The organism is Burkholderia sp. RF7-non_BP4, from assembly GCF_001521935.1.
GTDB lineage: Bacteria > Pseudomonadota > Gammaproteobacteria > Burkholderiales > Burkholderiaceae > Burkholderia > Burkholderia diffusa.
Genome location: NZ_LOTA01000007.1, coordinates 61,494 through 85,587, shown reverse-complemented (window position 1 = coordinate 85,587; position 24,094 = coordinate 61,494). Strand labels below are relative to the sequence as shown.

The 24,094-nt window shown below is 67.2% G+C and carries 28 protein-coding genes; 17 read left to right on the top strand and 11 right to left on the bottom strand.

Annotated elements, in window-relative coordinates; all coding sequences use genetic code 11:
* Positions 1-9: 9 nt before the first annotated feature.
* Positions 10-147, bottom strand: coding sequence for a hypothetical protein (locus tag WS49_RS34690; protein ID WP_156441322.1), 138 nt, complete (start codon positions 145-147; stop codon positions 10-12).
* On the opposite strand from WS49_RS34690, the gene WS49_RS02930 reads away from it, so the two are divergent.
* From WS49_RS02930 to WS49_RS02910, 5 genes are all read left to right on the top strand, one after another.
* Positions 146-1,336, top strand: a complete 1,191-nt coding sequence (locus WS49_RS02930) for a CaiB/BaiF CoA transferase family protein (protein ID WP_059449730.1) — start codon at positions 146-148, stop codon at positions 1,334-1,336. The two genes, WS49_RS34690 and WS49_RS02930, sit on opposite strands and share 2 nt — an antisense overlap.
* 29 nt (positions 1,337-1,365) lie before the next feature.
* Positions 1,366-2,328, top strand: coding sequence for a hydroxymethylglutaryl-CoA lyase (locus tag WS49_RS02925; RefSeq protein ID WP_059524325.1), 963 nt, complete (start codon positions 1,366-1,368; stop codon positions 2,326-2,328).
* A gap of 25 nt (positions 2,329-2,353) precedes the next feature.
* On the top strand, positions 2,354-2,737 hold the full coding sequence (locus WS49_RS02920) for a VOC family protein (protein ID WP_059524323.1): 384 nt from the start codon (positions 2,354-2,356) through the stop codon (positions 2,735-2,737).
* A 233-nt stretch (positions 2,738-2,970) separates the two neighbouring features.
* A complete protein-coding gene (locus WS49_RS02915) occupies positions 2,971-3,798 on the top strand; it encodes an alpha/beta hydrolase (RefSeq protein WP_059524321.1) in 828 nt (275 codons plus the stop codon).
* A 119-nt stretch (positions 3,799-3,917) separates the two neighbouring features.
* Positions 3,918-4,811 (top strand): LysR family transcriptional regulator, encoded by an 894-nt coding sequence (locus tag WS49_RS02910; protein ID WP_059524319.1) that lies wholly within the window; start codon positions 3,918-3,920, stop codon positions 4,809-4,811.
* Positions 4,812-4,882: 71 nt separating this feature from the next.
* Here the strand turns inward: WS49_RS02910 and WS49_RS02905 are convergent, their stop codons facing one another.
* Both WS49_RS02905 and WS49_RS02895 read right to left on the bottom strand, forming a co-directional pair.
* Positions 4,883-6,340: an MFS transporter gene (locus WS49_RS02905; protein ID WP_059524317.1), complete on the bottom strand. Its 1,458-nt coding sequence runs from the start codon at positions 6,338-6,340 to the stop codon at positions 4,883-4,885.
* Between the two features lie 449 nt (positions 6,341-6,789).
* Positions 6,790-7,965: a hypothetical protein gene (locus tag WS49_RS02895; protein WP_059524312.1), complete on the bottom strand. Its 1,176-nt coding sequence runs from the start codon at positions 7,963-7,965 to the stop codon at positions 6,790-6,792.
* Positions 7,966-8,108: 143 nt separating this feature from the next.
* On the opposite strand from WS49_RS02895, the gene WS49_RS02890 reads away from it, so the two are divergent.
* From WS49_RS02890 to WS49_RS02865, 7 genes are all read left to right on the top strand, one after another.
* Positions 8,109-9,035 carry a LysR family transcriptional regulator gene (locus WS49_RS02890; RefSeq protein ID WP_059524310.1) on the top strand — a complete coding sequence of 309 codons (927 nt, stop codon included), beginning with the start codon at positions 8,109-8,111 and terminating at the stop codon, positions 9,033-9,035.
* Positions 9,036-9,153: 118 nt separating this feature from the next.
* The gene (locus tag WS49_RS02885) at positions 9,154-10,356 is read left to right on the top strand and encodes a YbfB/YjiJ family MFS transporter (protein WP_059524308.1); all 1,203 of its coding nucleotides are present in this window, start codon (positions 9,154-9,156) and stop codon (positions 10,354-10,356) included.
* Positions 10,353-11,612 carry an MFS transporter gene (locus WS49_RS02880; protein ID WP_059524306.1) on the top strand — a complete coding sequence of 420 codons (1,260 nt, stop codon included), beginning with the start codon at positions 10,353-10,355 and terminating at the stop codon, positions 11,610-11,612. The genes WS49_RS02885 and WS49_RS02880 overlap by 4 nt, the downstream gene beginning before the upstream one ends.
* A gap of 193 nt (positions 11,613-11,805) precedes the next feature.
* A complete protein-coding gene (locus WS49_RS02875) occupies positions 11,806-12,906 on the top strand; it encodes an NAD(P)H-dependent flavin oxidoreductase (protein WP_059524303.1) in 1,101 nt (366 codons plus the stop codon).
* Between the two features lie 168 nt (positions 12,907-13,074).
* Positions 13,075-13,446 (top strand): GFA family protein, encoded by a 372-nt coding sequence (locus tag WS49_RS02870; protein ID WP_059524301.1) that lies wholly within the window; start codon positions 13,075-13,077, stop codon positions 13,444-13,446.
* Positions 13,443-13,586, top strand: a complete 144-nt coding sequence (locus WS49_RS35515) for a hypothetical protein (RefSeq protein WP_175911009.1) — start codon at positions 13,443-13,445, stop codon at positions 13,584-13,586. Before WS49_RS02870 ends, WS49_RS35515 begins: the two co-directional genes overlap by 4 nt.
* 126 nt (positions 13,587-13,712) lie before the next feature.
* Positions 13,713-14,168 carry a MarR family winged helix-turn-helix transcriptional regulator gene (locus WS49_RS02865; protein ID WP_059524298.1) on the top strand — a complete coding sequence of 152 codons (456 nt, stop codon included), beginning with the start codon at positions 13,713-13,715 and terminating at the stop codon, positions 14,166-14,168.
* 58 nt (positions 14,169-14,226) lie between these two features.
* On the opposite strand, the gene WS49_RS02860 is transcribed toward WS49_RS02865, so the two are convergent.
* From WS49_RS02860 to WS49_RS02840, 5 genes are all read right to left on the bottom strand, one after another.
* Positions 14,227-14,970: a GNAT family N-acetyltransferase gene (locus WS49_RS02860; RefSeq protein ID WP_059524296.1), complete on the bottom strand. Its 744-nt coding sequence runs from the start codon at positions 14,968-14,970 to the stop codon at positions 14,227-14,229.
* A gap of 141 nt (positions 14,971-15,111) precedes the next feature.
* Positions 15,112-15,441 carry a DUF4148 domain-containing protein gene (locus WS49_RS02855; protein ID WP_059524290.1) on the bottom strand — a complete coding sequence of 110 codons (330 nt, stop codon included), beginning with the start codon at positions 15,439-15,441 and terminating at the stop codon, positions 15,112-15,114.
* Positions 15,442-15,513: 72 nt separating this feature from the next.
* Entirely contained in the window at positions 15,514-15,840 is a 327-nt protein-coding gene (locus WS49_RS02850) for a DUF4148 domain-containing protein (RefSeq protein ID WP_059524544.1), read from the bottom strand.
* Between the two features lie 66 nt (positions 15,841-15,906).
* Positions 15,907-16,326 carry an organic hydroperoxide resistance protein gene (locus tag WS49_RS02845; protein ID WP_059524288.1) on the bottom strand — a complete coding sequence of 140 codons (420 nt, stop codon included), beginning with the start codon at positions 16,324-16,326 and terminating at the stop codon, positions 15,907-15,909.
* Positions 16,327-16,602: 276 nt separating this feature from the next.
* Entirely contained in the window at positions 16,603-17,067 is a 465-nt protein-coding gene (locus WS49_RS02840) for a RidA family protein (RefSeq protein ID WP_059524287.1), read from the bottom strand.
* Positions 17,068-17,430: 363 nt separating this feature from the next.
* Between WS49_RS02840 and WS49_RS02835 the strand changes: the two genes are divergently transcribed.
* A complete protein-coding gene (locus WS49_RS02835) occupies positions 17,431-18,363 on the top strand; it encodes a LysR family transcriptional regulator (RefSeq protein WP_059524285.1) in 933 nt (310 codons plus the stop codon).
* A 111-nt stretch (positions 18,364-18,474) separates the two neighbouring features.
* On the opposite strand, the gene WS49_RS02830 is transcribed toward WS49_RS02835, so the two are convergent.
* Positions 18,475-19,188 (bottom strand): SDR family NAD(P)-dependent oxidoreductase, encoded by a 714-nt coding sequence (locus WS49_RS02830; protein ID WP_059524283.1) that lies wholly within the window; start codon positions 19,186-19,188, stop codon positions 18,475-18,477.
* A gap of 757 nt (positions 19,189-19,945) precedes the next feature.
* On the opposite strand from WS49_RS02830, the gene WS49_RS02825 reads away from it, so the two are divergent.
* Positions 19,946-20,608, top strand: coding sequence for a HEAT repeat domain-containing protein (locus tag WS49_RS02825; RefSeq protein WP_059596277.1), 663 nt, complete (start codon positions 19,946-19,948; stop codon positions 20,606-20,608).
* Between the two features lie 286 nt (positions 20,609-20,894).
* Here WS49_RS02825 and WS49_RS02820 read toward each other — a convergent pair whose 3' ends face one another.
* Positions 20,895-21,383 (bottom strand): aminoacyl-tRNA deacylase, encoded by a 489-nt coding sequence (locus tag WS49_RS02820; protein WP_044848239.1) that lies wholly within the window; start codon positions 21,381-21,383, stop codon positions 20,895-20,897.
* 468 nt (positions 21,384-21,851) lie between these two features.
* Here WS49_RS02820 and WS49_RS02815 point away from each other — a divergent pair, with 468 nt between their 5' ends.
* Positions 21,852-22,139 (top strand): YciI-like protein, encoded by a 288-nt coding sequence (locus WS49_RS02815; protein WP_059451388.1) that lies wholly within the window; start codon positions 21,852-21,854, stop codon positions 22,137-22,139.
* A gap of 12 nt (positions 22,140-22,151) precedes the next feature.
* Here WS49_RS02815 and corA read toward each other — a convergent pair whose 3' ends face one another.
* Positions 22,152-23,129, bottom strand: coding sequence for a magnesium/cobalt transporter CorA (gene corA, locus WS49_RS02810; protein ID WP_059524542.1), 978 nt, complete (start codon positions 23,127-23,129; stop codon positions 22,152-22,154).
* A 179-nt stretch (positions 23,130-23,308) separates the two neighbouring features.
* On the opposite strand from corA, the gene cydX reads away from it, so the two are divergent.
* Entirely contained in the window at positions 23,309-23,455 is a 147-nt protein-coding gene (gene cydX / locus WS49_RS32795) for a cytochrome bd-I oxidase subunit CydX (RefSeq protein ID WP_063888607.1), read from the top strand.
* The gene (locus WS49_RS02805) at positions 23,452-24,069 is read left to right on the top strand and encodes an AAA family ATPase (RefSeq protein ID WP_059524280.1); all 618 of its coding nucleotides are present in this window, start codon (positions 23,452-23,454) and stop codon (positions 24,067-24,069) included. The genes cydX and WS49_RS02805 overlap by 4 nt, the downstream gene beginning before the upstream one ends.
* The last annotated feature ends 25 nt before the right edge of the window (positions 24,070-24,094 follow it).

Below are 24,094 nucleotides of genomic sequence, written 5' to 3'. Positions count from 1 at the left end.
GATCCATCGTCACGACGTGCCGCGGCTCGCCGCCATGCGTGCCTTTCCGTTCGGGAAAGGCTGGTTGAGCATCGATCGATTTTCGCCGAACGCGAACGTCGTCATGATCGCCGTCATCGACAACGCGATTTCTTCGGAGACAACCATGACGCGCCCCCTGGACGGTATCCGCGTGCTGGAACTCGGCCAACTGATCGCCGGGCCGTTCGCGGGCCGGATGCTCGCCGAATTTGGCGCGGACGTGATCAAGGTGGAGCCGCCCGGCGTCGGCGATCCGCTGCGCAAATGGCGGCTGTTGCACGACGGCACGTCGGTCTGGTGGGCCGCGCAGTCGCGCAACAAGACCTCGCTCGCGCTCGACCTGCGCACGCCGGAAGGGCAGGACGTCGTGCGCCGCCTCGTCGCCGAGACCGACGTGCTGATCGAGAATTTCCGGCCCGGCACGCTCGAAGGCTGGGGGCTCGGCTGGGAGACGCTGTCCGCGATCAACCCGGGGCTCGTGATGCTGCGCGTATCGGGCTTCGGTCAGACCGGCCCGTATCGCGACCGCCCCGGCTTCGGCGTGATCGCCGAGGCGATGGGCGGCCTGCGCCACCTGACCGGCGAGCCCGGCCGCACGCCGGTGCGTGTCGGCGTGTCGCTCGGCGATTCGCTGTCGGCACTGCACGGCGTGATCGGCGTCCTGCTCGCGCTGCGCCATCGCGAACAGCAGGGCGGCCGAGGGCAGGTCGTCGACGTCGCGCTGTACGAATCGGTGTTCAACATGATGGAAAGCCTGTTGCCCGAATACGCGGCGTTCGGCGCGGTGCGCGAGGCGGCCGGCAGCAGCCTGCCCGGCATCGCACCGACCAACGCGTACCGTTGCCGCGACGGCAAGTACGCGCTGATCGCCGGCAACGGCGACAGCATCTTCCGGCGGTTGATGGAACTGATCGGGCGCCCCGATCTCGGCCACGATCCGGCGCTCGCGCACAACGACGGACGCGTCGCGCAGGTCGCGCGCATCGACGCGGCGATCGGCGAATGGAGCGCGCGACACGATCTCGACGACGTGCTCGCCGCGCTGAACGACGCGCGTATCCCGTCCGGGCGCATCTACGACGTCGCGGACATCGCAGCGGATCCGCATTACCGCGCGCGCGACATGATCGTCGACGCCGCGCTGCCCGACGGCACGCCCGTGCTCGTGCCCGGCATCGTGCCGAAGCTCGGCGCGACGCCGGGACGCATCGAGCGTCCGGCGCCCGCGCTCGGCGCCGATACGGATGCGGTACTCGAATCGATCGGCATCGATGCCGCGACGCGCGACGACTGGCGCGCGCGCGGCGTGATCTGAACCGGCCAGCCAGCCTCCGGGACGACGACATGAGCAAGCCTCCCCAACGACTCTACATCCACGAAGTCGCGACACGCGACGGTTTCCAGAATGAAGCGGCGTTCGTCGACACCGACGACAAGATCGCGCTCGTCGACGCGCTGAGCGCATGCGGCTACGCGAAGATCGAGGTCACGTCGTTCACGTCGCCGAAGGCGATCCCCGCGCTGCGCGACGCGGAGGCCGTGATGCACGGCATCGTGCGCGCGCCGGGCGTCGTCTACACGGTGCTCGTGCCGAACGTGCGCGGCGCGGAGCGCGCGCTGTCGTGCGGCGTCGACGAGGTGAATCTCGTGATGTCGATGAGCGAGAGCCACAACCGCGCGAACCTGCGGATGACCCGCGAGCAGTCGTTCGCGCAGCTGCGCGACGTGATCGACGCGGTGCGCGGCACGGGCGTCGCGATCAACGTGTCGCTGTCGACCGCGATGGGCTGTCCGATGGAGGGCGACGTGCGCGCGGAAACCGTGCTCGCGTGGATGCAGCGCTTCGCGGATCTCGGCGTGCACGGCGTCACGCTGTGCGACACGACCGGCATGGCATACCCGTCGCAGGTGCGCGAGCTGGCCGAACGCGCACGCGAGCGCTTCGGCGCGCTGCAGCTCACGCTGCACTTTCACAACACGCGCGGAATGGCGCTCGCCAACACGCTCGCCGCGCTCGACGCCGGTATCGACCGCTTCGACGCGTCGCTCGGCGGGCTCGGCGGGTGCCCGTACGCGCCGGGCGCGACCGGCAATGCGTGCACCGAGGAATTGGTCCACATGCTCGCGCTCGACGGCTACGATACGGGCATCGACCTCGCGGCCGTGCTCGCCGCGGCCGCGCGGCTGCCCGCGCTGATCGGGCATGACGTGCCGAGCCAGATCCTGAAGGCCGGCCGCCGCTCGGACCTTCATCCGCCGCCGCGCGCCGAAACCGGCGACATGCCGGCGCAGCGGGCTTTCTCGTGAACGCGTGGAAACAGGAGCGAACCACATGGCACTGATTGACCACCTCGACCACCTCGTGCTGACCTGCGTCGATCCGGAGCGGACCAGGCACTTCTACACGGAAGTGCTGCAGATGCAGCTCGAAACCTTCGGTGCGGGCCGGCTCGCATTCCGCTTCGGCAACCAGAAGATCAACCTGCACGTGCGCGGCGCGGAGTTCGAGCCGAAAGCGCACGTGCCGGTGCCCGGCGCGCTCGACCTGTGCTTCATCGCGTCGGTGCCGCTCGACGACGTGATCGCGCATCTGCGCCGCGTCGACTGGCCGATCGTCGAAGGGCCCGTCGAGCGCACCGGCGCGACGCAGAAAATACGGTCGGTGTACGTGCGCGACCCGGACCTGAACCTCATCGAGATATCCGAACTGATCTGAGTGCCGATCCGTCACGCCGGTCCGCCCGTTCGCGCATGCGCCGGCACGACGCGTGCGCTGCTCGACAGTCCTGCGCCGAAAGCGGACAGGCGCATGCCGCCCCCGCCGATTCCGGATAGCCGGCGCCGGTTGCGCTACGCATAATGGCGCAACGGCGTCGGCCCGTCCGGCGCCTTCGTGGCGGGGCACCGCGAACGTCCCGCGCATCCGCAATCCGACCAGGCGCTTCCCGAATGACGACCCTCTATCGCGGCATGGACCGCGCGGCGCTCGACGCCGCCTACCTGAACACGAGAGCCATTCCCGATTTTCCCGCGGTGCTCGCGTCCTGCCAGGCACGCAGCGCGGCGCTTTACGATGCGACGCCCGGGCAGCGCGACCTGCGTTACGGTGCGCGTCCGGCGCAGCGCTTCGACTGGCTGCGGTGCGGCGTGGCCGACGCGCCGCTGTTCGTGTTCATTCACGGCGGCTACTGGCAGCACTGCGCGAAAGAGGATTTCGCGTATGCGGCCGCCGGGCCGCTCGCACGCGGCTTCGACGTCGTGCTCGCCGAATACACGCTCGCACCGGCCGCATCGATGACCGACATCGTCGGCGAGATCGGCGCATTGCTCGACCATCTCGCGGCCGACCCCGACGGCATCGGCACCGCGGGACGACCGATCCATCTGAGCGGTCACTCGGCCGGCGGCCACCTGACGGCCGTGCATCGCGCGCATCCGGCCGTCGTGTCGGCGCTCGCGATCAGCCCGCTCGTCGATCTCGAACCGATCTCGCTGTGCGTGCTCGACGACAAGCTGAAGCTCACCGCGCAGGAAATCGCCGCATACAGCCCGCTGCATCACATCGGGCCGGGCGCACCGACCGTCGTCGCGGTCGGCGCGGCCGAGCTGCCGGAGCTCGTGCGTCAAGCGCACGAATACGCGGACGCCTGCGAAGCGGCCGGCGAACGGATCGCGCGCGCATGGCTGCCCGGCATGCAGCACTTCACGGTGCTCGACGATCTCGCGAAACCGGAGAGCGCGATGCTCGCTGCGTTGCAGGCGATCGCGCCGCACTGACCGCGCCGTGTTGCGTCGCCTTGCGTGATTTCGCGCCGCGCGCGGCCGGGCGTATGATCGCTTCAGGCCTGCCTGGCGCGGCACGCGCGCCCCGCACGGCGCTTCCCGGGACCTTCATCATGGTGAACCCGCTTCATTTCGATCTGCAGTCGCTGCGCGTGTTCGCGCTCGTCGCCGAGCACGGCAGCCTGACCAAGGCGGCCGAACACGGCCAGCTGACGTTGTCCGCGGTCAGCAAGCGGATCGCCGAACTCGAAAGCGTGACCGGCAGCGCGCTGTTCGTCCGGCATGCGCGCGGCGTCGAGCTGACGCCGGCGGGCCGCGCGCTGCTCGACCATGCGGCGAGGGTGATCGAGCAGGTCAACCGGATGGCGCACGAGATGAGCGACTACGTTGCGGGCGTGCGCGGCCACATTCTCGTGTGGACCAATACGTCGGCCATCGTCCAGTTCCTGCCGGCCGATCTCGCCGCGTTTCTCACCGACAACCCGGGCATCAAGGTCAGTCTGGAGGAGCGGCTGAGTCACGAAATCGTCGACGCGCTCGCGGCCGGCAAGGCCGATCTCGGCGTGTTCGCGGACAACGTGCCGGCGCCCGGCATCGAACGCCGCCTGTACCGGCGCGACGAACTGGTGCTGCTCGTGCCGCGCGGGCATCGCTTCGCCGCGCACGACAGCATCCGCTTCGCGGATACGCTCGATGAAGACTACGTCGGCCTGAGCGACGGCAGTTCGCTGCTCGCGCGCATGACCGACGCCGCGTTCGCGGCCGAGCGCTCGCTGAAGCTGCGCATCCAGGTGTCGAATTTCGACGGTGTGAGCCGGATGATCGAGGCCGGGCTCGGGATCGGCGTGCTGCCGCGCGATGCGGTGACCGGCGAGCGCGCGGCGCGGCTCGGGGTCGTGAAGCTCGACGACGCGTGGGCGACGCGCACGTTGTGGGTCGGCGTGAAGGCAGGCGCCGTGCTGACCAGCGACATCGCGAAGCTGTTCGATTTCATGTCGGCACGCTGAATCCGCTCAACAGCGCGCCGCACGCGCGATGCACGGGGCACGCATACGCATGCCCCGTGCCGGTCGCCGTGTCATACCGGGTTGATGTCGTCGTGGCTGCGCCGGGAGGTCAGCGGCCCGAACACGCGCAGCGTGACCGCAACGATGCCGAGCGCGACCGAGATCACGCCGAACATCGCGCCGGCGCCATGTGCGGCCAGCACCGGCAGCAGCACGAACGGCAACGCGCCGCTGACGATGCGCGACAGCGCGTACGTGCTGCCGATCGCGGTCGAGCGCGCACGTGCCGGAAAAATCTCCGCCTGGTACACGTGATACGCGTTGCTGAACACGTTCGACGCGCAGGTCGTCAGGAAACCGAAGCAGACGATCAGCACCGTATTGCCGGAATACGCGAAGCACAGCCCGAACACGGCGATCGACAGGATCGACCCGATCACGAGCGTGCGGCGCTCGATCCAGTTCAGCAGCGGAATGGACAGCAGCGAGCCGATCGGATAACCGATGAACGACAGCGCAATGAACAGCGTGCTGTCCGTGACGTCGAACCCGCGGCTCTTGACGACCGTGCCCGCGAGCGTGCCGAAACCGTAATAGCCGAAGCCCTGGAACAGGTGGAACACCGCGAGCATCAGGTAGCGCGCGCCGTAAGGCCGGCGGCGCAGCAGCGCGATGCGCTCGCCGAGGCGCAGCGGCCGCTGCGGTTCGGCCGATGCCGCGAACAGCTCGGGCACGCGCACGCCCGCGCTGTCCGCGAAGCGCCGCGCCGCGGCATGCGCATCCGCGACGCGGCCCTGCGCGAGCAGCCAGCGCGGGCTTTCCGGCAGCCGATGCTGGACCAGCAGCACGTAGACCGCGCCGAGGCTGCCGATCGCGAGGATGATGCGCCAGCCGGCCACACCCGAGACATGCAGCGGATTCAGCCACAGCGCGAGGAAGCCGACCAGCGGCACCGCGACGTAGGAAGTCGTATAGCCCCAAGCGGCGAACCGCCCGCGCTTGTCCTTCGGCAGGATTTCCGACAGGAAGCTGTCGGCGACCGGGTAGATCGCGCCGACGCCGATGCCCGTCAGGAACCGGCATGCGACCAGCATGTCGGCGTTCACGGAGAACGCGCCGATCAGCGAAAACGCGCTGTACCAGACGAGCGTCAACAGGAACGCCTTGCGCCGGCCGATGCGGTCGGCAAGGCTGCCGAGACACATCGCGCCGACGAACATCCCGATGAATGCCGAGGCCAGCAGCAGCTTGAAATCGGCGCTTTGCCGGCTCAGCCCGTATTCGTTCTGCAACGCGGAGCCGATCGTGCTGACGAGGAATATCTCGTACATGTCGAAGAACAGCCCGACGCCGATCACCCAGACGACGAAGCGGTGCAGCGCACCGACGGGCAGGTCGTCCATGAATTCGCCGAGCGTGACGCCGCGGGCGGGCAGGGCCGTCGCACCGGCGCCGGCCCGGGCCGCGGACGGTACGGCGGACGCGGGGTCACCCGCGGTGCCGCCGAGGTCGAGGGATTGGCTGTTCATCGTGTCTCCTGATTATCGATTTGCCGTGGCGCGACGCCCGGCCGTTCGCGGCCGGCCTTGCGGATCCGGCCGCGCGACGCGGCGCGCGTGCGCGCCGGGCCCGCGAAAGGCCGGCTGCACGGGTGGCGCCGATCGTCCGAAACATCGTCGGCGAATTTGCGCGACACGATAATTGCGCATGCTTCAAGCATCCTTTCCTGCGCAGAAAGGCTGCAGAACGCCCGCCGGGCGGGCTTCGGATGAAGGTCAGGCCGCTGCGGAAGTACGAGGGCAGGGAAAACCATGGGTGATACTGCGTGCATTCGGCGGGCCGCGATGTCGTGCGGAGCGGTTCGGCATCGCCGGGACCGGCCGGCGCTACGCAACGGAGTGGAGCGGCAGGCTCAGCCCTCCGCATTCGTCATGCGTCCACCGCGCGACGTGGTGCGCCGTGCGCGCCGCGTTGCCGCTCATTGCGACGCGCATGGCTCAGGGCATCCGGCTGCCGCCGTCTGACCGGCATCGACAGCGGGGGCAGAGCCGGCGTCGGCGCGTTCCTGGCGGACCGTATCCGACGCAACTGCCTGCAACCTTGACGCCATGTCCGGCGCGATGCCGAGCTGCGCGGCAGCGTGCTCCTGCGGGCCGAACGTACGGACGTCGACCCCGGCGATCTGCTGAAACAGCACGAGCGCGCTCAGATAAGCGCCCAGCACGCCCGGATGCAGATAATCGGGCCGCGAGATCGGCGGGTCGTTCTGCGCGCGCATGCCGTACCACAGCAGCGGCGCGCCGGACGGCGCATACGGGTCGGGATCGGCGACGCCGGTCGTCCACGCACGCTGCCACGCACGGCCGACCGGCACGACGGCGGCGATCGACGGATCGGTGCGGCGCGCGCCGTCGTATGCATCGCGATACGCTGCGACGAGGTCGGCGAGACGATCGACGTACCGCGCGTGAAAACCGGCACTGTCCGGCTCGCCCGCCAGCGCTTTCGCGAGATCGGCGCGTGGCCAGGTTTCATACAGATAGACCCGCGCGTGCGGCGCCGCCGCACGAATGCCGCGTGCCAGCTTCGCGACGCTCGCACGGAAACCGGCCGGATCGCTGGCGCGGCTGTGCGTGAGCGCGAACGGCAGCGGCTTCGCGCTCAGTTCCTGCAGGACCACCACATCCCACGTGGGCCGGTCGATCACGTCCGATGCGACGCGGTCATGTTTCGCGAGACTCGTCGCCGACATCGCTTCCAGATGAACCTCGTAGTCGAGTCCGGCTTCGGCGGCGAAGCGCGCGAAGATTCCCGGAATCCCGCCCCACGGGCCCGGCTCGCGTTCGGCGCGGGCCCCGGTCTGCCCGAAGTTTTCATCGACGACCCGCGCGGTGCCGCCCATATCCTCGCGGCCGGACCGCATCGCGCCGTACGAGCGCACGGGCGTGTAACGGCCGTGCGTGAGGCTGTCGCCGACGAACAGGATGCGTTGCGGCGTGCGCGCTGCCGGTACGGGCGACCCGCCTGGCAAGTGCGTGGCATCCGTGGCCGAGGCGGCCGTCGCCGGCCCGACGACCAGCAACGCCACGACGCACGTCAGTGCGAAACGCACGATCGGGCAACAGAACGAGGGCATGGCGGGCATTTCACTCATCGCGGAGTTCCGGAGGACGCGTGGCCGCAGTATTTCACGAAGCGGCACGGCGAGGCCGACCGGGCATCGCCGAAAGCGTACGGTAGACTGCTCGCTGGCGTTCCCGCCGCCAATGACACGACCACTCGCGCCCACTCACACCCATGGACCGAATCGATGCGATGAAGGTGTTCGTCGCCACGCTGGACGAGGGCAGTCTCGCAGGCGCGAGCCGCCGTCTCGGCCGCTCGCCGGCGGCAGTCAGCCGCGCGATCGCGTTTCTCGAGGAACACACGGGCACCGCGCTGCTGTACCGGACCACCCGGACGATTCGCCTGAGCGAAGCCGGTGAACGCTACGCCGCAGCGTGCCGCCGTATCCTCGCGGATCTCGAGGAAGCGGACATGCTGATCGCCGACGAACGCTCGGCGCCGCGCGGCCTGCTGACGATCACGGCACCGGTCGCCGCGGGCGAGGACGTGCTGCGCGCGCTCATCGACGAGTTCATCGACCGCCATCCGGCCGTGTCGATTCGGCTGCAACTGCTCGACCGCCCCGTCAGCCTGATCGACGAGGGAATCGACGTCGCGCTGCGCATCGCGCATCTGACGGATTCGACGCTTGTCGCGATTCCAGTGGGCGCGGTGCGACGCGTCGTCGTCGCGTCACCCAACTATCTGGCGGAGCATCCGCCGATCACCGCGCCAGCCGATCTCGCACGGCACCGGATCATCTCGATGACGCACTTCGGGCTCGATTCATGGAGCTTCCCGCCGTCCGGCCAGTCGGCGCTGCCACAGGTGGTCCAGTTCGCGCCGCGGTTCATCGTCAACACGATCCGCGGCGCGCTCGCATCGGCGCTCGCCGGCCATGGCGTCACGCGCCTCTTCTCATATCACGTCGCCGAGCAGGTTCGGGACGGCGCGCTGCGAATCGTGCTGCGCGACAGCGAGCATGCGCCGTTGCCGATCCACCTCGTCACGCCTTACGGACGGCTGTCGGTGCCGAAGGTGCGGACGTTCGTCGATTTCGCCGCGCCCAGATTGCGCGAGCACTTCGCCCGGCTGGCCACCATCACCGACGAAGATTGAACCGGACTGCGGCAGAATGGCTTCCGCGACGCATGGATTCTCCCGACACCCGGTTCAATCTAGACTTCCTTCAACCGTCGGACGCGCATGCGTCCGCGCAGCGAATGGAGGTCCTTCAATGCAACAAGCGCTTCTCGACCGGCAGCATGCCCCCGTGTTCAACGTGTGGCGCGGCACGGTGTCCGGCGCCAGTGCGAGCCTGATCGGCATCGGTCTGGCGCGATTCGCGTATACGCCGCTGCTGCCCGCGATCATCGGCGCGCACTGGTTTCCCGCGTCGACGGCCGCCTATCTGGGTGCGGCCAACCTCGGTGGCTATCTGGCCGGTGCGCTGGTCGCCGGCGCGCTCGCGCACCGCGCCGGCTCGACCGCCGTGCTGCGCGCGATGATGCTGCTCGCGACCCTTGCGTTCGTCGCGTGCGCGGCGCCCGTGTCGTTCCTGTGGTTCTTCGTGTGGCGCTTCGCGTCCGGCCTGTCGGGGGGCGCCCTGATGGTGCTCGCCGCGCCGGCGATCCTCACGCACGTGCCGCCGGCGCGCCGCGGTTTCGCAAGCGGCGGCATCTTTACGGGAATCGGTCTCGGCATCGCGGCGTCGGGCACGATCGTGCCGATCCTGCTGCGGCAGGGTCTCACCGCGACGTGGCTCGGGCTCGCGATCGTGTCGCTGCTGCTGACCGCCGTCGCGTGGCGCGGCTGGCCAACGGACGATGCGTCGCCCGCGGCGGTCGCGTCGCCGGCCACGCACGCCCGTAACCTCCCGACCGGCAGCCTGCGCGCGCTGTACGTCGAATACGGGCTCAACGCGGTCGGGCTGGTCCCGCACATGATCTTCCTCGTCGACTACGTTGCGCGCGGACTCGACAAGGGCGTGGACGCGGGCGCGCAGTATTGGGTGCTGTACGGCCTCGGCGCGATCGTCGGGCCGCTCGCGTGCGGGCATCTCGCCGATCGGGCGGGATTCGGTCGCGCACTGCGCATTGCATTCGCGATCGAGGCCATCGCCGTCGTGCTGCCGCTGCTGGGGATGGGACCCGCCTCGCTGATCGTATCGAGCGTGCTGGTCGGCGCGTTCACACCCGGCATCGTCCCGCTCGCGCTCGGCCGCGTGAATGAACTGCTCGCGCATCATCCGTCGGTTGCGAAACGCGCATGGCGCAGTGCGACGACCAGCTTCGCGATCATGCAGGCGATGGCCGCCTACGGCCTGTCGTATCTGTTCGCATCGAGCGGCGGTCGATACGAAACGTTGTTCGCCGTCGGGGCCGCCGCGCTGCTGCTGGCGCTCGCGGTCGACGTCGCCGCCACGGCGAGGGCGCGATGAGCACGACCTTCCCGGCACCCGATACGGTGCGCGCCGGCCGGTCCGCCGCCAGTTATGCCGAACGCAACGCACGCTACTGGCGGCGCAATCTCGCCGTGTGCGTGTTCGGCTCGTTCACGACGCTCGTCAGCCTGAGCATGCTGCTGCCGTTCCTGCCGCTCTACGTGCGGCAGCTCGGCGTCGATGCGCAATCGGCCGTGATCGAATGGTCCGGCGTCGCGTTCGGCGCGACGTTTCTCGGCACCGCAGTCACAGCACCACTGTGGGGCCGTCTCGCGGATCGCTTCGGCCGCAAACCCATGCTCGTGCGCGCTGCGCTCGGAATGGCCGTCGTGATGTCGCTGATCGGTATTGCGCACAACGTCCAGGAGCTCGTCGCACTGAGGCTCGTCGCCGGGCTCGTCGGCGGCTATGCATCGGCATCGACCGTCATGGTGGGCACTCAGGCACCGCGCGAGCGTGCGGGCTGGGCGCTCGGCATCCTGTCGACCGGCGCGCTCGCGGGCAACCTCGTCGGGCCGCTCGTCGGCGGCCTGCTGCCGGGCTGGCTCGGCATCCGCGGGACGTTTTTCGCGGGTGGGGCGATGATCGCCGTCGCCGCGCTGCTGACGATCCTGGTCGTGAAGGAGGACTTTCACGCGGACACCGACGCACTGGCGCGACACGCCCGCGCGACGACCGAGGCTACGACACGGCGCACCGATCGTGCGGCGGTCGCCGCGCTCCTGGTGACGGCAATGATGGTGCTGCTCGCGAACATGTCGATCGAGCCGATCATCACAGTCTATATCGGCGGGCTCGGCGTCGACGGCAGTCATCTGGCGCGCGTCGCCGGCGTCGTGATGGCCTGTTCCGCATTAGGCAGCATGCTGACCGCAGCGCGGCTCGGCGCGCTCGCCGACCGTATCGGCAGCTGGAACGTAATCGTCGGCTGCCTGCTGCTGACCGCGCTCGCAATGGTGCCGCAGGCGTTCGTCTCGCACTGGTGGCAACTCGCGGCACTGCGCGTGCTGATGGGGATGACGCTCGCCGGGCTGCTGCCGTCGATCGGCAAGCTGGTTCGGCAGTCCGTCGACGAGCGCGCGACGGGCCAGATGCTCGGCTACCTGCAATCCGCGCAGTTCGGCGGGCAGGTGATCGGCCCCGTGATCGGCGGACAGATCGGCGTCGCGCTCGGCCTGCATTCGGTGTTCTTCGTGACGGCCTCGCTGCTGACGGCCTGCGCGGGGCTCGCCTATCGGGTACGCAATCGATAGCAGCAAGGTTGGGCTGGCCCGCGGACGGCAGGCTGGCGTAGCATGGGCGCAGTTGCGGGTGGCTGTTCGCGCACCGTTCGGATGCGCGTCGCGCCGTGAACATGCCGCATACCGCGTGCCGGATCCGACCCGGCAGCTTCGGCCGGCACCCGGCCGAAGCATTCCGATCCCGGACGTTGCAGGAGGCAACGACATGAATCGACCGACCGACAACCGGACGCTGTTGCGCACGCTCGGCATCCGCACCCCGATCATCCAGGCGCCGATGGCCGGCGTCAGCACGCCCGCGCTGGCGGCCGCCGTGTCGAACGCGGGCGGGCTCGGCTCGCTCGGCGTCGGCGCGACGAACGCCGACGGTGCGCGCAAGATGATCCGCGACACGCGTGCGCTCACCGACCGGCCGTTCAACATCAATCTGTTCTGCCACCAGCCGGCCCGCGCCGACGCTGTCGTCGAACGCGCGTGGCTCGACTGGCTCGCGCCCGCGTTCCGCGAACAGGGCGCGACGCCGCCGGCATCGTTGTCGGAGATCTACACGAGCTTCGTCGCGGACGATGCGATGCTCGCGATGCTGATCGAAGAAAAACCGGCGGTCGTCAGCTTTCATTTCGGGTTGCCGTCCGATGAGGCCATTGCCGTGCTGAAGCGCGCGGGCATCACGCTGTTCGCGTCCGCGACGAATCCCGACGAAGCCCGGCAGATCGTCGCGGCCGGCATCGACGCGATCGTTGCGCAGGGCATCGAGGCCGGCGGGCACCGTAGCGTATTCGACTCGACGGCGCACGACGACCGGCTCGGCACGTTCGCGCTGACGCGCCTGCTGGTGCGCGAATGCGCGCTGCCGGTGATCGCGGCCGGCGGCATCATGGACGGCGACGGCATCGCCGCCGCGCTGGCGCTCGGCGCGCAGGCCGCGCAGCTCGGCACCGCCTTCGTCGCGTGCCCGGAGACGTCGATCGACGACGGTTATCGCCGCGCGATCCTCGGCGACGCAGCGCGCCGCACGACATTGACGTCCGCGATCTCCGGACGGATCGCGCGCGGCATCGCGAACCGGCTGACCGCGCTCGGCGACGATCCGCACGCACCGGCCACGCCGGCCTATCCGATCGCATACGACGCCGGCAAGGCACTGCATGCGGCCGCGAAGGCGAACGGCGAGTTCGGCTACGGCGCGCAATGGGCCGGGCAGGCGGCGCCGCTCGCCCGGTCGCTGCCGGCGGCCGAATTGTTCGCGACGCTCGAGCGTGAGACACGGGCGGCCATCGCACGGTTACAGCATGCGCTGGACTGATTTCCCGGTTACATGCGGCGCGCCGGCGCTCGGCGAATGAGCCGCCATGCGCATGGCCGGGGACAAAATTGCAACGTCCTGTATCCGCGCGCGGCGTGGATACAGCGTGATACAACGCATCGGCGAAGGCCCGTTATAAAGCGGACATGATCTCTTGAGGAGCACGACATGTCTGCTACATGGTTCAACGGATCCTGCCATTGCGGCGCCGTGAAATTCGAAGTTCGGACCGCGCTTGCACCGGCGACCCGCTGCAACTGCAGCCTCTGCCGCCGTCGCGGCGCGCTGATGAGCCCGATGTTCGCCGCGGCCGACCTGAAGATCGTCGAAGGCGAGGGCGCGCTGACGCTCTACCGCTTCAACACGCACACGGCCCGTCACTATTTCTGCAGCCGCTGCGGCATCTATCCGTTTCATCAGACGCGCAAGGATCCCGCGTGCTGGCGCGTCAATCTCGGTTGCCTCGACGGTGTCGATCCCTATGCGCTCGATGCGACCGTCGCCGACGGCGCAAGCCTTTCCGTCGTGGAGGACGCATGAAGCGCTGGCTGATGATCCTGCTGTTCGCCGCCGGCGGCCTCGCGACCGAAATCGCCCATCCGGTGCAGTGTTCGCTGCTGTCGGTCAGCCGTCAGCGGACCGGCGACCGACGGGGTCGGAACGACGGCGGACAAGACTGAACCGGAACAGGTGCCATGGGCGTCGAGTCATGTTGATCGGAGACGATAATCATGCTACCGATAAGATCGCACGCGATATATAATGCGTCCATCTGCGACACGAACCGTCGTCGCTGGAGAACGCCCATGAAACCGACCGAAACACAATCGCCCGCCGCACCGAAGCTGTCCGAGTTCCTGTGTTTTGCGATCTACTCGACGAATCTCGCGTTCGGCAAGGCATACAAACCGATCCTCGAAGAGCTCGGCCTCACGTACACGCAATACATCACGATCATCGCGCTGTGGGAAGAGGGCAATCAGACGGTCGGGCAACTCGGCGAAAAACTGTTCCTCGAATCGAACACGCTGACGCCGATCCTGAAGAAGCTCGAGGCGATGGGCTATCTGGAGCGGCACCGCGATCCGTCGGACGAGCGCCAGGTGCTCGTGAGCCTGACGAAAAGCGGCCGTCGCGTGCGCGAGAAAGGGCTCGACATGAATCTGGTCGAAGCCACCGGGCTGAAACCCGACGAATTCGCGAAGATGCAGAAGGCCATCGTCACGCTGCGCGGCAACCTGATCAATTCGATCGACGAATAGACGATTACACGCAGGCTCGATGTCGAGCCTGCGGTGCGATTGCCGGCGCGACCCGTCCTTACGGCTGGCGCTCCGGCTGGCCCGTCCCGGTTTCCTCGGGCCCCAGCACCAGCAAATGCATGTCGCGACGCGTCACGAAGCCGAGTGCGCGATAGCGCTCGATCGCGCCGTGATTCGACGTGAGCACGTGCAGGAACGGCGTTTCCGCCCGCGCGCGGATGGTCGCGACCAACGACCGGATCAGTCCGGCCGCGAGGCCTTGGCCCCGGAAAGCCGCATCCACGCACACCGCGCTGATCTCCGCATGACCGCCGGCCCTCAGCCGCTGACCGGCCATCGCCACGAGCCGGCCTTGCCGGCGTACACCGATATAGCCGCCGAATTCGACCGTGCGCGGGCCGAACGGGCCTGGTTCCGTCGCCGCGATCAGTTCGAGCATGTCCGGCACATCGGCTTCGGTGAGCCGGACATGCTCCAGAGCAGGCGCGCCGTCGAGCGTTCCCTGCCAGATCATCTGATGCAGCATCGCCCGCCAGACCATGGAAAAACCGGCCGGCGTCGGGATCTCGTCCGGCGTGACGAGTGCCGCCGGTCCATGCGCGTCGATCAGTCCGTGCAACGCGTCGAAAGCGGTCGGGCTGCGATCGGCCATGCCCGCAAACGGTGCGAGCGCAGGAGGAAATCGACGCGCAAGCGCGTCGCCGAGGGCGAAACGATGCTGCTCCCCGGTGAGCGCGCGCCATACGGCATTGTCGAGCGGATGCGATCCGCCTTCTTCCTGCTCCGTCGTCGGTTCCAGCATCGTCTGCTCCTTGATTGAAGGCCGCCCGTCGCACAGCATAGACGCGATCGCCCGCGCCGGTTGCGGACAAACAAAGAGCGCATGCGATTACATCGCATGCGCTTTATTTGACGGACGGTGTCGTCGATTTCGTCGCGACGCTCAACGACCGAAATAGATCGAGCGCTCGGCCGTGTGAATCGCGATGCGACTGCCGGATTGCGTCGCACCGTCGGCGTTGTTGCCGTAACCGGCTGTCCGGGTGTCGGCCGCCGTTGCATCGTTGTCGCGCACCCGCTTCAGCGCGGCCTGCAGGTTGTCCGGATAGTTGGGATCGTTCGGGCGATTCGGCAGATAGCCGGCCTGCTGGAGGGCAGCCAGTTCCGCCCGCACTTGCGCGCGCGTCACGGTGCTTTCGGTCGCGAAGGCCGGTGCGGCAACAGAAGCCGACACGGCGACGAGCAGGGCTGCAATCAGTTGGGTCTTCATCATTTACCTCGACAGAAAAGAGTAATCGGAATGTGAACGCCGCGCGCCGGCAATCGGCGTCGATCGCGACTTCGTTCAATGGCCGAAGTAGATCGAGCGCTCGGCGATGCGCGTGACGGGACGGCTGCCCGATTGCGTGACGGCTGCGGCGTCGGCGCCATAACCGGACGTCGCCGTATCGGCTGCGACGGTGTCGTTCGCGTGGATACGCGTCAGCGCGACCTGCAGGTCGTCCGGGTAGTGCGGATCGTTCGCGCGGCCCGGCACATAGCCGGCCTCCTGCAGCTGGACGAGTTCGGCACGCACTTGTGCACGCGTCACGACGGAGTCACTGGCAAAGGCCGGCGCGGCAACGGCGGCGGACACGGCAACGAGAAGGGCAGCGATCAGTTGGGTTTTCATCATTCACCTCGACAAGAAAATGGCAGGACATTCAGGCGGGCAGCACGTGGCCGCCCGGTGCATGGCTCAGACGATGCGGATCTCGACGTCGATGTTGCCGCGCGTCGCCTTCGAATACGGGCAGGTCTGGTGTGCGGTGTCGACGATGTGCTGCGCGACGTCGCGATCGAGTCCCGGCACGCTCACGTTCAGGCGGGCCTGCAGGAAGTACGCGTTGCCGCCCGTGCCCAGATCCACTTCGGCATCGACCACGAGATCGGCCGGCAGCGTGACCTTCGCCGCGCGCGCCGCGAGCTGCATCGCGCCGATGAAGCAGGCCGACCAGCCGGCCGCGAACAGTTGTTCCGGATTCGTGCCGTTCCCGGCGCTGCCCGGCGACGACAGCTGGATGTCGAGGCGGCCGTCGGAACTGCGAGCCGCGCCGTCGCGGCCGCCGGAAGTCGTATGCGTCTTGCCCGTGTACAGCACTTTTTCGATCTTGCTCATCGTTCACTCCGTCAGGTAGGAAGGTTTTTCTCTGATGCGATTCGATCGCATGCGACGCAGTTTGGTTGAGATGGTCGGTCTCGTCAAGCGGATTCGATTAAATCGCATGCGATATTTTGTATTTCAATGTATCGAGATCGTGGCGAGCCTTGCCGGACAAGGCTCGCGGGCGATCAAACCCTTATATTGAAAAGACGACCCGGACCGGACGATTCAGCGATGGCAGGGCAGATGGCCGCGCCGGAATCGCGGTCGCCCGGGCCTTCGGCAACCCGGTTACGCCGGGCGGACTTCGGCGATCACGACCAGGACCACCGCCGCGTCGGCCGGCAACTGGCGGTGGGAAAAGGCCGAGCGCGCATGTCCGGCCTTGTTGCCCAGCACCTTGGCGAACAGGTCGGAGGCGCCGTCGATCACGGCCGGCTGACCGTGGAAGCCGTCAGCGGACGCGACGTGCCCCTCGACACGCACGATGTGATGCAGGCGGTCGAACCCGCCGAGGTGCTTTCTGATTTGCGCGAGCACGTTCAGCGCCGCGAGCTGCGCCGCGTGCCGGCCGTCGTCGACGCCCAGTTGTTCGCCGACGCGCCCCGTATAGGCCACCTTGCCGTCGACGAGCGGCAATTGCCCGGAAATGAACAACAGGTTGCCGGCCTCACTGACGGCCGTATAGCTGCCGAGCGGTTGCGGCGGTTCGGGTAGCGTGAAGCCGAGTTCGGCCAGCTTCTGTTCGATCGTCATGGCATGCTCCTTCGGGGATCGTTGATGAGTTGGCCGCGGTGTGGACGTGCGACTCGCCACTCGCCACGGCCTCTGTCAGTCACTCTAGTGAGGCGGTCGGGGCCGGTAAATATCGTTCGCGCAATTGACTCGACACGCGATGTAACGAATCGCCCGCGGTGCAACGCGGCGCGAACGCGTACCACCGGTGTCGCAGATACGCTGGTTTCCTGGCGGCGATTCATGCACACTCGGTGCTTCAGCGTCCCGCCGCGAAACAACGCGCGCTGGCGGGCCGGAAGCGTGGTGACTCGTCGCGGGCGCACGCCGGATTCGCCGTCTTGCAGCCGCGCCAGACGGCACGAGGAAGCAGGAGCCGCCCCCATGCAGAGAAAATTCGATGACCTCCTGCTCGGCAGCATCGAGCTGTTCTGTCTGGCAGCCGAACTCGGTAGCTTCACGCTTGCCGCAACGGCCGCGAGCGTCACGCCGGCCGCGGTGAGCCGGTCGGTCGCGCGGCTCGAGGAGCGTCTCGGCGTACGCCTGTTCGTCCGGACGACGCGTCAGATCCGGCTCACCGATTCCGGGCGGCGCTATTTCGAGCAATGCCGTGATGCGTTGTCGCAGCTCGTCGACGCGGAGCGCGAAGCGACGGGGCAGCAGGCAACGCCGGCCGGCGTGCTGCGCATTAGCATGCCGACGCCATACGGACACTATCGCGTGCTGCCGCTGCTGCCCGGGTTTCGCGAGCGATACCCGGACGTACGCGTCGAAACCCATCTCAGCAATCGCAACATCGACTTCGCCGAGGAGGGTTTCGACCTTGCGATCCGCGGCCGCGCGCCAGCGGATTCGAGCCTGGTCGCACGCAAGCTGGAGGACGCCGAACTCGTCGTCGTCGCGACGCCGGGCTATCTGAAGCGCGCCGGCGTGCCGCGCACGGTCGACGATCTGCACGCGCACGAATGCATCCAGTTCGAGCTTCCAAGCAGCGGCCGGCCGCTTCCATGGCTGTTCAGCGACGGATCGGCGGAAATCGACGTCGCGACGACGGGCGGCTACGGCACGTCGGGCGACGTCCTCGCCGGCGTCACGCTCGCGCGCAGCGGTGCGGGCCTGTTCCAGACCTATCGCTTCATCGTCGAGCGGGATCTGCGGGAAGGCACGCTCACCGAGGTGCTGTCCGCGCAGGGCGGGCGATCGCGGCCGTTCATGCTGCTGTATCCGCATGCACGCTATCTTTCGTCGCGCGTGCGCGTCTTCGTTGACTTTCTCGTCGAACATCTCGAACAGGCACCCGCAAGGCGGGCTCGCTAGCCGCGGCCAGCCATGCCGTCAACCGGGCAGAGCGGGGCGCCGACGCCACGCCTGCGCCGGCATCGGGGCGCCCGCATCTTCCGCGCCGGCGCATGTTCATGACGTTGCGGCTCAGTGCCCGGCGCTCTGGCCGCCGTCCACGTGCAGAATCTCGCCGGTGACGAACGGCGCCGAATCGAGATACAGGATCGCGCCGACGATGTCGCTCATCTCGCCCATCCGGCCGACCGGATGCAGCGATGCGAGCGTCGCGTGCGTGTCGGGCGCGTGCATCGGCGACTTGATGATGCCGGGCGACACCGCGTTCACGCGGATGCCGGCCTTCGCATATTCGATTGCGAGCGACTTCGTCGCCGCATTGAGCCCGCCTTTCGTCAGCGATGCGAGCACCGACGGCACGTTGCTGTTCGCGTGATCGACGAGGCTCGTCGTGATGCTGACCACGTGACCGCCGCCGTTTCCGTTGCGCTGCATCGCCGCAATCGCGCGCTGCGTGATGTGGAAGAAACCGTCCAGGTTCACGCGGGTGATGGCCGCATAGTCGTCCGCCGTGTATTGCGTGAACGGCTTCGCAATGAAGATGCCCGCGTTGTTGACGAGCGTGTCGACCCGGCCGAAGCGCTCGATGGCGGCGTCGACCACGCGCCGCGCGACAGCCGGGTCGCCGATGTCGCCCGCGACGGTGACGAGATCGGGGGCGTCCGACGTCCCGATCGAACGGGACGTCGCGACCACGCGATGGCCCTGGGCGCGGAATGCGTTGACCGTTTCGGCGCCGATGCCTTGCGATGCGCCGGTGACGATGATGACTTTGGAAGTGCTCATGAGATGCCTCGACAGGTGACTGGTTTTCGGCTTCAGCGCCGACCGGATCGATGAATCCGATGGACGCAACTCTAGGCGCGGCGGGCCGGAGTTCGAATACCCACCATGGACCAACAGTCTTGCGTCGCGGGAACAAATGCAGGGCGGCGGCAGCGGCGAGGGTGCTGGAGGAGGTGCGTCGACGCGATCGCCGGTGCGCCGTCTTTCACACACGGCGACACGCGTCGATCGTTGTGAATTCGACGGTTTGTGCAGCGGAATGCTGGGAATGTCGTGTACCGGCTCGTTCGTCACGCGTCGGGCACTTCTGTTTTTTATCGAAAATATCCGGATAACTTTTCTTATCGCAATAGCTTTGTTTTTCATGAAAACTCCCGGATACGAGAACGCGCCTGACCGAACGCCTCCCCAAGAGAATCAGGGCAGGGCATGCGGTCGCACGTGGATGTTCGGTGCGCAATCCGACACTCCGATCGCGACCAAAACTGGCACAATCCTGCCCACATCCGTAGATACGGCCCGGAATCGCCCAGGGATTGCCCGGTGGCGGACGACGCCGATTCGCTCGTCGCGGACGCTTGCTTCGGCCGGCGCAGCACCAGCACGAGCGCCCCGGAACAGCCGGCGCGGTATGCGAGTCGCGCGGCATGCTGGGTGCCGCGCGACGCGATGAAAGTCGCGAGCGGGGCGGCTCGATACATCCGGTTTGGGGCTGCAGGGGCAACGTTCCGCGCCTGATGGCGCAGTTTCACGCCGCATGCATCGCATCGTGACGGAGGCCGCAATCAATACACTTTCCATGCACGCGTTGAACACACTGCACGAACAGGTCGAAAAATTCAGGGAATGGGCGGCGCTATACCCAGTCCGCCAGCGAAGTGTCGAGTGGGAATGTGAGTACGGCGATTGGGAAGCGCTGTGGGACGCGTCGCTTGCCGTCGTCGACTCGCTTGCGCCGGCCGCCTGGACCGCAACCGCGTGCGCCGATCTGCTTTACGCGATTGCCCGCGACCACGCGCTGGAACACATTTCGAGCATGCTCTGGACGCAACCCGACGCGTTGCTGGCACTCGCGCGCGCCTCGATCGACGCGTCGGAGCCGAACGCCAAATGGCAGTTGGCCGCGCGACTCGGCGGGCTGGGTTCGCATGCCGCCGAGGCCGAGGCACTGCTGTTGCGCCTGGTGGACGACGAGGACGAATACGTGCGCCGACGTGCCTTGCTTGCGTTGGGCGCACTGAAGTCCGCTCATGCCGAGGCGCTCGCGGAGCGTGCGTGGCACACCGGACACGAATATCAGCGGATTGCCGCGTTGTGGGTGCTCAAGAACATCCAATCCGGAAAGCTGGCGCAATACGTGAAGCTGGCCGAGGAAGACGGTCGCGAGTACGTCGTACGGAACGCGCGAGACGTGTCATGAATACGGCTGTGGTTGCTCGGCAGATCGGCCGCTACAGCGACATTTCCGTGTAGCAAAAAGCGGACAAAACTTATCGATAACTATGATTATGTCAAATACAAAATTCACCCGACAACACAACTGAAATCCCAACCAGACGCCACCAGAATCCCGCCTCACCGGTCGCTCGGCAGCACCGATTCCCAGCGTGAACGCAATTGCGGCAAAACCGGCGACACGCAACGCCCCCGACGGCCGCCCGCCAGACGCCGTCTCCAACTACCGCAAACCGCCCGCAACAGGACGATCAGGACAACCACATCCCCTGCATCTTGTGCGAGAAATGCGCGCGCTCGGCTGTCTCCATCAGCGACAGGAATTCGTCCTGCATCATGTGGATCAGCGCTTCATGGTCGCCGGCCTCGAAATACACTTCCGGCTGCTGCGCGAGATGTTCCTCGAGGAAAGTCTTCATCCCGTACGCCATGCATACCGGCGGCAACGCGCCGAGGTCGCAATCCTTGAACAGTTCGCGCAGTTCGATTTCCCTGGCGAGCACGAGATGACGGCCGGTCTTGACCCAGAGGTCCGACAGGCGCACCGCGTGCGACGTCGGCAGTACGGCGGCGACGTAGCCTTCGTCGTCCTCGAGCAGCACGGTTTTCGCGAGGCGATCGCCGGGGATATGCGCGGCGGCGGCCGTCTCCATGCTGGTATGGCTATACGGGTGGTACACGACTTCGTACCGCGATGACTTCTGGCGCAGGCAATCCTGCAGGGTGGCTGATACAGGCATGGCACACCTCGTCTTGACGAATCGGGCGAACGAAGTTCGCTCCGGATTCGTTCAGCATAGGTCGCATTGCGGCCAATGGAAACGCCCTCGCACGACGTCCGCATGGGCGGTCCGATATCTCGCTTCGGCCCTTTTTGCGGTCGACACGGCCGCCCTCTCCGGCATGCGAAATTCGTGCCCGGAATGCGCATGGAACATGCCGGTCACACCCGCCTTTCTTGAAGACAAAGCGGGCGACATCCGGTCCGGTGCGATGACCCGAATCCATGCGACGGCGACCCCAAACTAGACCGTTAGTTGCATTTAAAGAAAGGGCGTCCGGGCCTGAAAATCATCTCGTCAGCCGCCCGGGATCAGCCGGCCGCGCAGCGGCAGAGCCGTCGCAATCCACGCCCGACAAAGACCGAAACGCGCCCTATACTGAGCCAACCGCCCGCCATCCTGCGGCGGCCGATTCCGGGAGCGACCATGCATTACCAGTTGATCTACGAACTCGTCGACGATTACCTGTCCCGGCGCGAACAGTACCGCGCCGAGCACCTTGCACTCGCACAGGCGGCAACCGAGCGCGGCGAGCTCATGCTCGCCGGCGCATTGCAGGATCCAGCCGACCGGGCCGTGCTCGTCTTCGAAGGCGACTCGCCGGAAGCCGCCGAATCGTTCGCCCGCGCCGATCCGTACGTGCAGCACGGCCTCGTCAAATCCTGGTGCGTGCGTCCGTGGCGCGTCGTGGTCGGCAAGCACGCCCCGCGCTAGCGGCGCCCCCGGCTACAGCCACCCCGCCCGCTTGAAGCGCCACCACAACGCGAGATCGGCGGCGACCATCACCGCGATGCAGCCGTAGAAGCCGTACTTGAGGTGCAGTTCGGGCATGTTCGCGAAGTTCATCCCGTAAATGCCGGCGATCATCGTCGGTATCGCGAACAGCGCGGCGAACGAACCGAGCCGCTTGGTCACCTCGTTCTCCGAGAGCGAAATCATCCCGAGGTTGACCTGGATCGCGGTTACGACCATCTCGCGCCGCCCTTCGATCGTCTTCACGATCCGCTGCAGGTGGTCGTACACGTCGCGGAAGTAATGCTGCATCCCGCTGCAGACCTGCGGAATGCGTCCGCCGGTGAGCTTCGCGAGCGGCTCGATCAGCGGCGCGGTGTGCTGGTGCAGCGTCACGAGCCGGCGTTTCAGCGAATAGAGATCCTCGATGATCGCGCGCGACGACGCGGGCGATGCCTTGGTGAAGATGCGGTCCTCGAGTTCCTCGAGCTCGTTGCCGAGCGTCTCGAGGATCGGGAAATAGCGGTCGACGACCTGATCCATCAGCGCATAGAACACGAACGCCGACCCTTCCTGCAGCAGATGCGGCTCGCGCTCGCAGCGCTTGCGCACGTCTCGGAAGTCCTGCTCGGTATGGTTGCGGATCGACAGCACGTAGTTCGGGCCGACGAACACGTTCAGCTCGCCGACCTTGAATTCGCCGTCGTCGTCGAGTTCGACCATATGCAGCACCGCGAACAGCGAATCGCCGTACTCCTCGATCTTCGGCCGCTGATGCCCCTTGCGGGCATCCTCGAGCGCGAGCTCGTGCAGCCCGAATTCCTCGCCCATCAGGTCGATCTCGTCCGGCGTCGGATCCTTCAGCGCGACCCACACGAAACACTCGGGCTTCGACACGTAGTCGCTGATGGCGTCGATATCGATTTCCGCCAGCTTGCGGCCGTCCTGGTATGCAGCACAGTTGATCAGCATGTTGTCCGTCATGTTGCAGTTTTCGCATCAGTTTACCGGTTTGACGCGCGGGCGGCCCGGCTTGCGCGACACGCCGATATTGGTCATGATCGGACTGCGTGCGACGCGGCACGCGCACGACATCGCTTCGACAGACGCACGGCACGGCCGTGCGGCCCAACCGTCAAGGAGACAAACCCATGTGGTATTTCTCGTGGATACTCGGCATCGGCGTGGCGCTCGGCTTCGGCATCATCAACGCGATGTGGCTGGAGGCGGAAGTCTTCCCGCGCGGCGACAAGCGCAGCGACGCGTCGCGCGGTGATCCGGGGGGCCGGTATTCGTGACGCACCTGGTTTTCTTCTGCGGTCATGCCGGCACCGGCAAGACCACGCTCGCGAAGCGGCTGATCGGGCCGCTGATGCGCGCGACCGGCGAAGCCTTCTGCCTGCTCGACAAGGACACGCTCTACGGCCGCTACAGTTCGGCCGCGATGGGCGCCCTCACCTCCGATCCCAACGATCGCGACAGCCCGCTCTACCTGAAGCACCTGCGCGATCCCGAATACCAGGGCCTGCTCGACACGGCCCGCGAGAACCTCGCGCTCGGCATCGGCGTGCTCGTGGTCGGCCCGCTGTCGCGCGAAGTGCGTGATCGGCGCATCCTCGACCGCACGTGGCTCGGCATCGGGCCGGACGTCGTGCTGACGGTCGTGTGGGTCCATACCGCGGAAGACGTCGCGCACCAGCGGATCGTCGCGCGCGGCAATCCGAACGACGCATACAAGCTCGCGCATTGGGACGAATACCGGCAACGCCGCTTCGTGCCGACCGGCCACGAATGCGACGGCATCGTGATGTTCGACAACACCGCGCCGTCCGACGCGGACATCGATGCGCTGCTGTACCGCATCGCACCGCCGGCGCCGCAGGCAACGATCGTCCCGCCGCTGCCCGCCTGAGCGGCGCGCACCGCCCTGCTCTCCC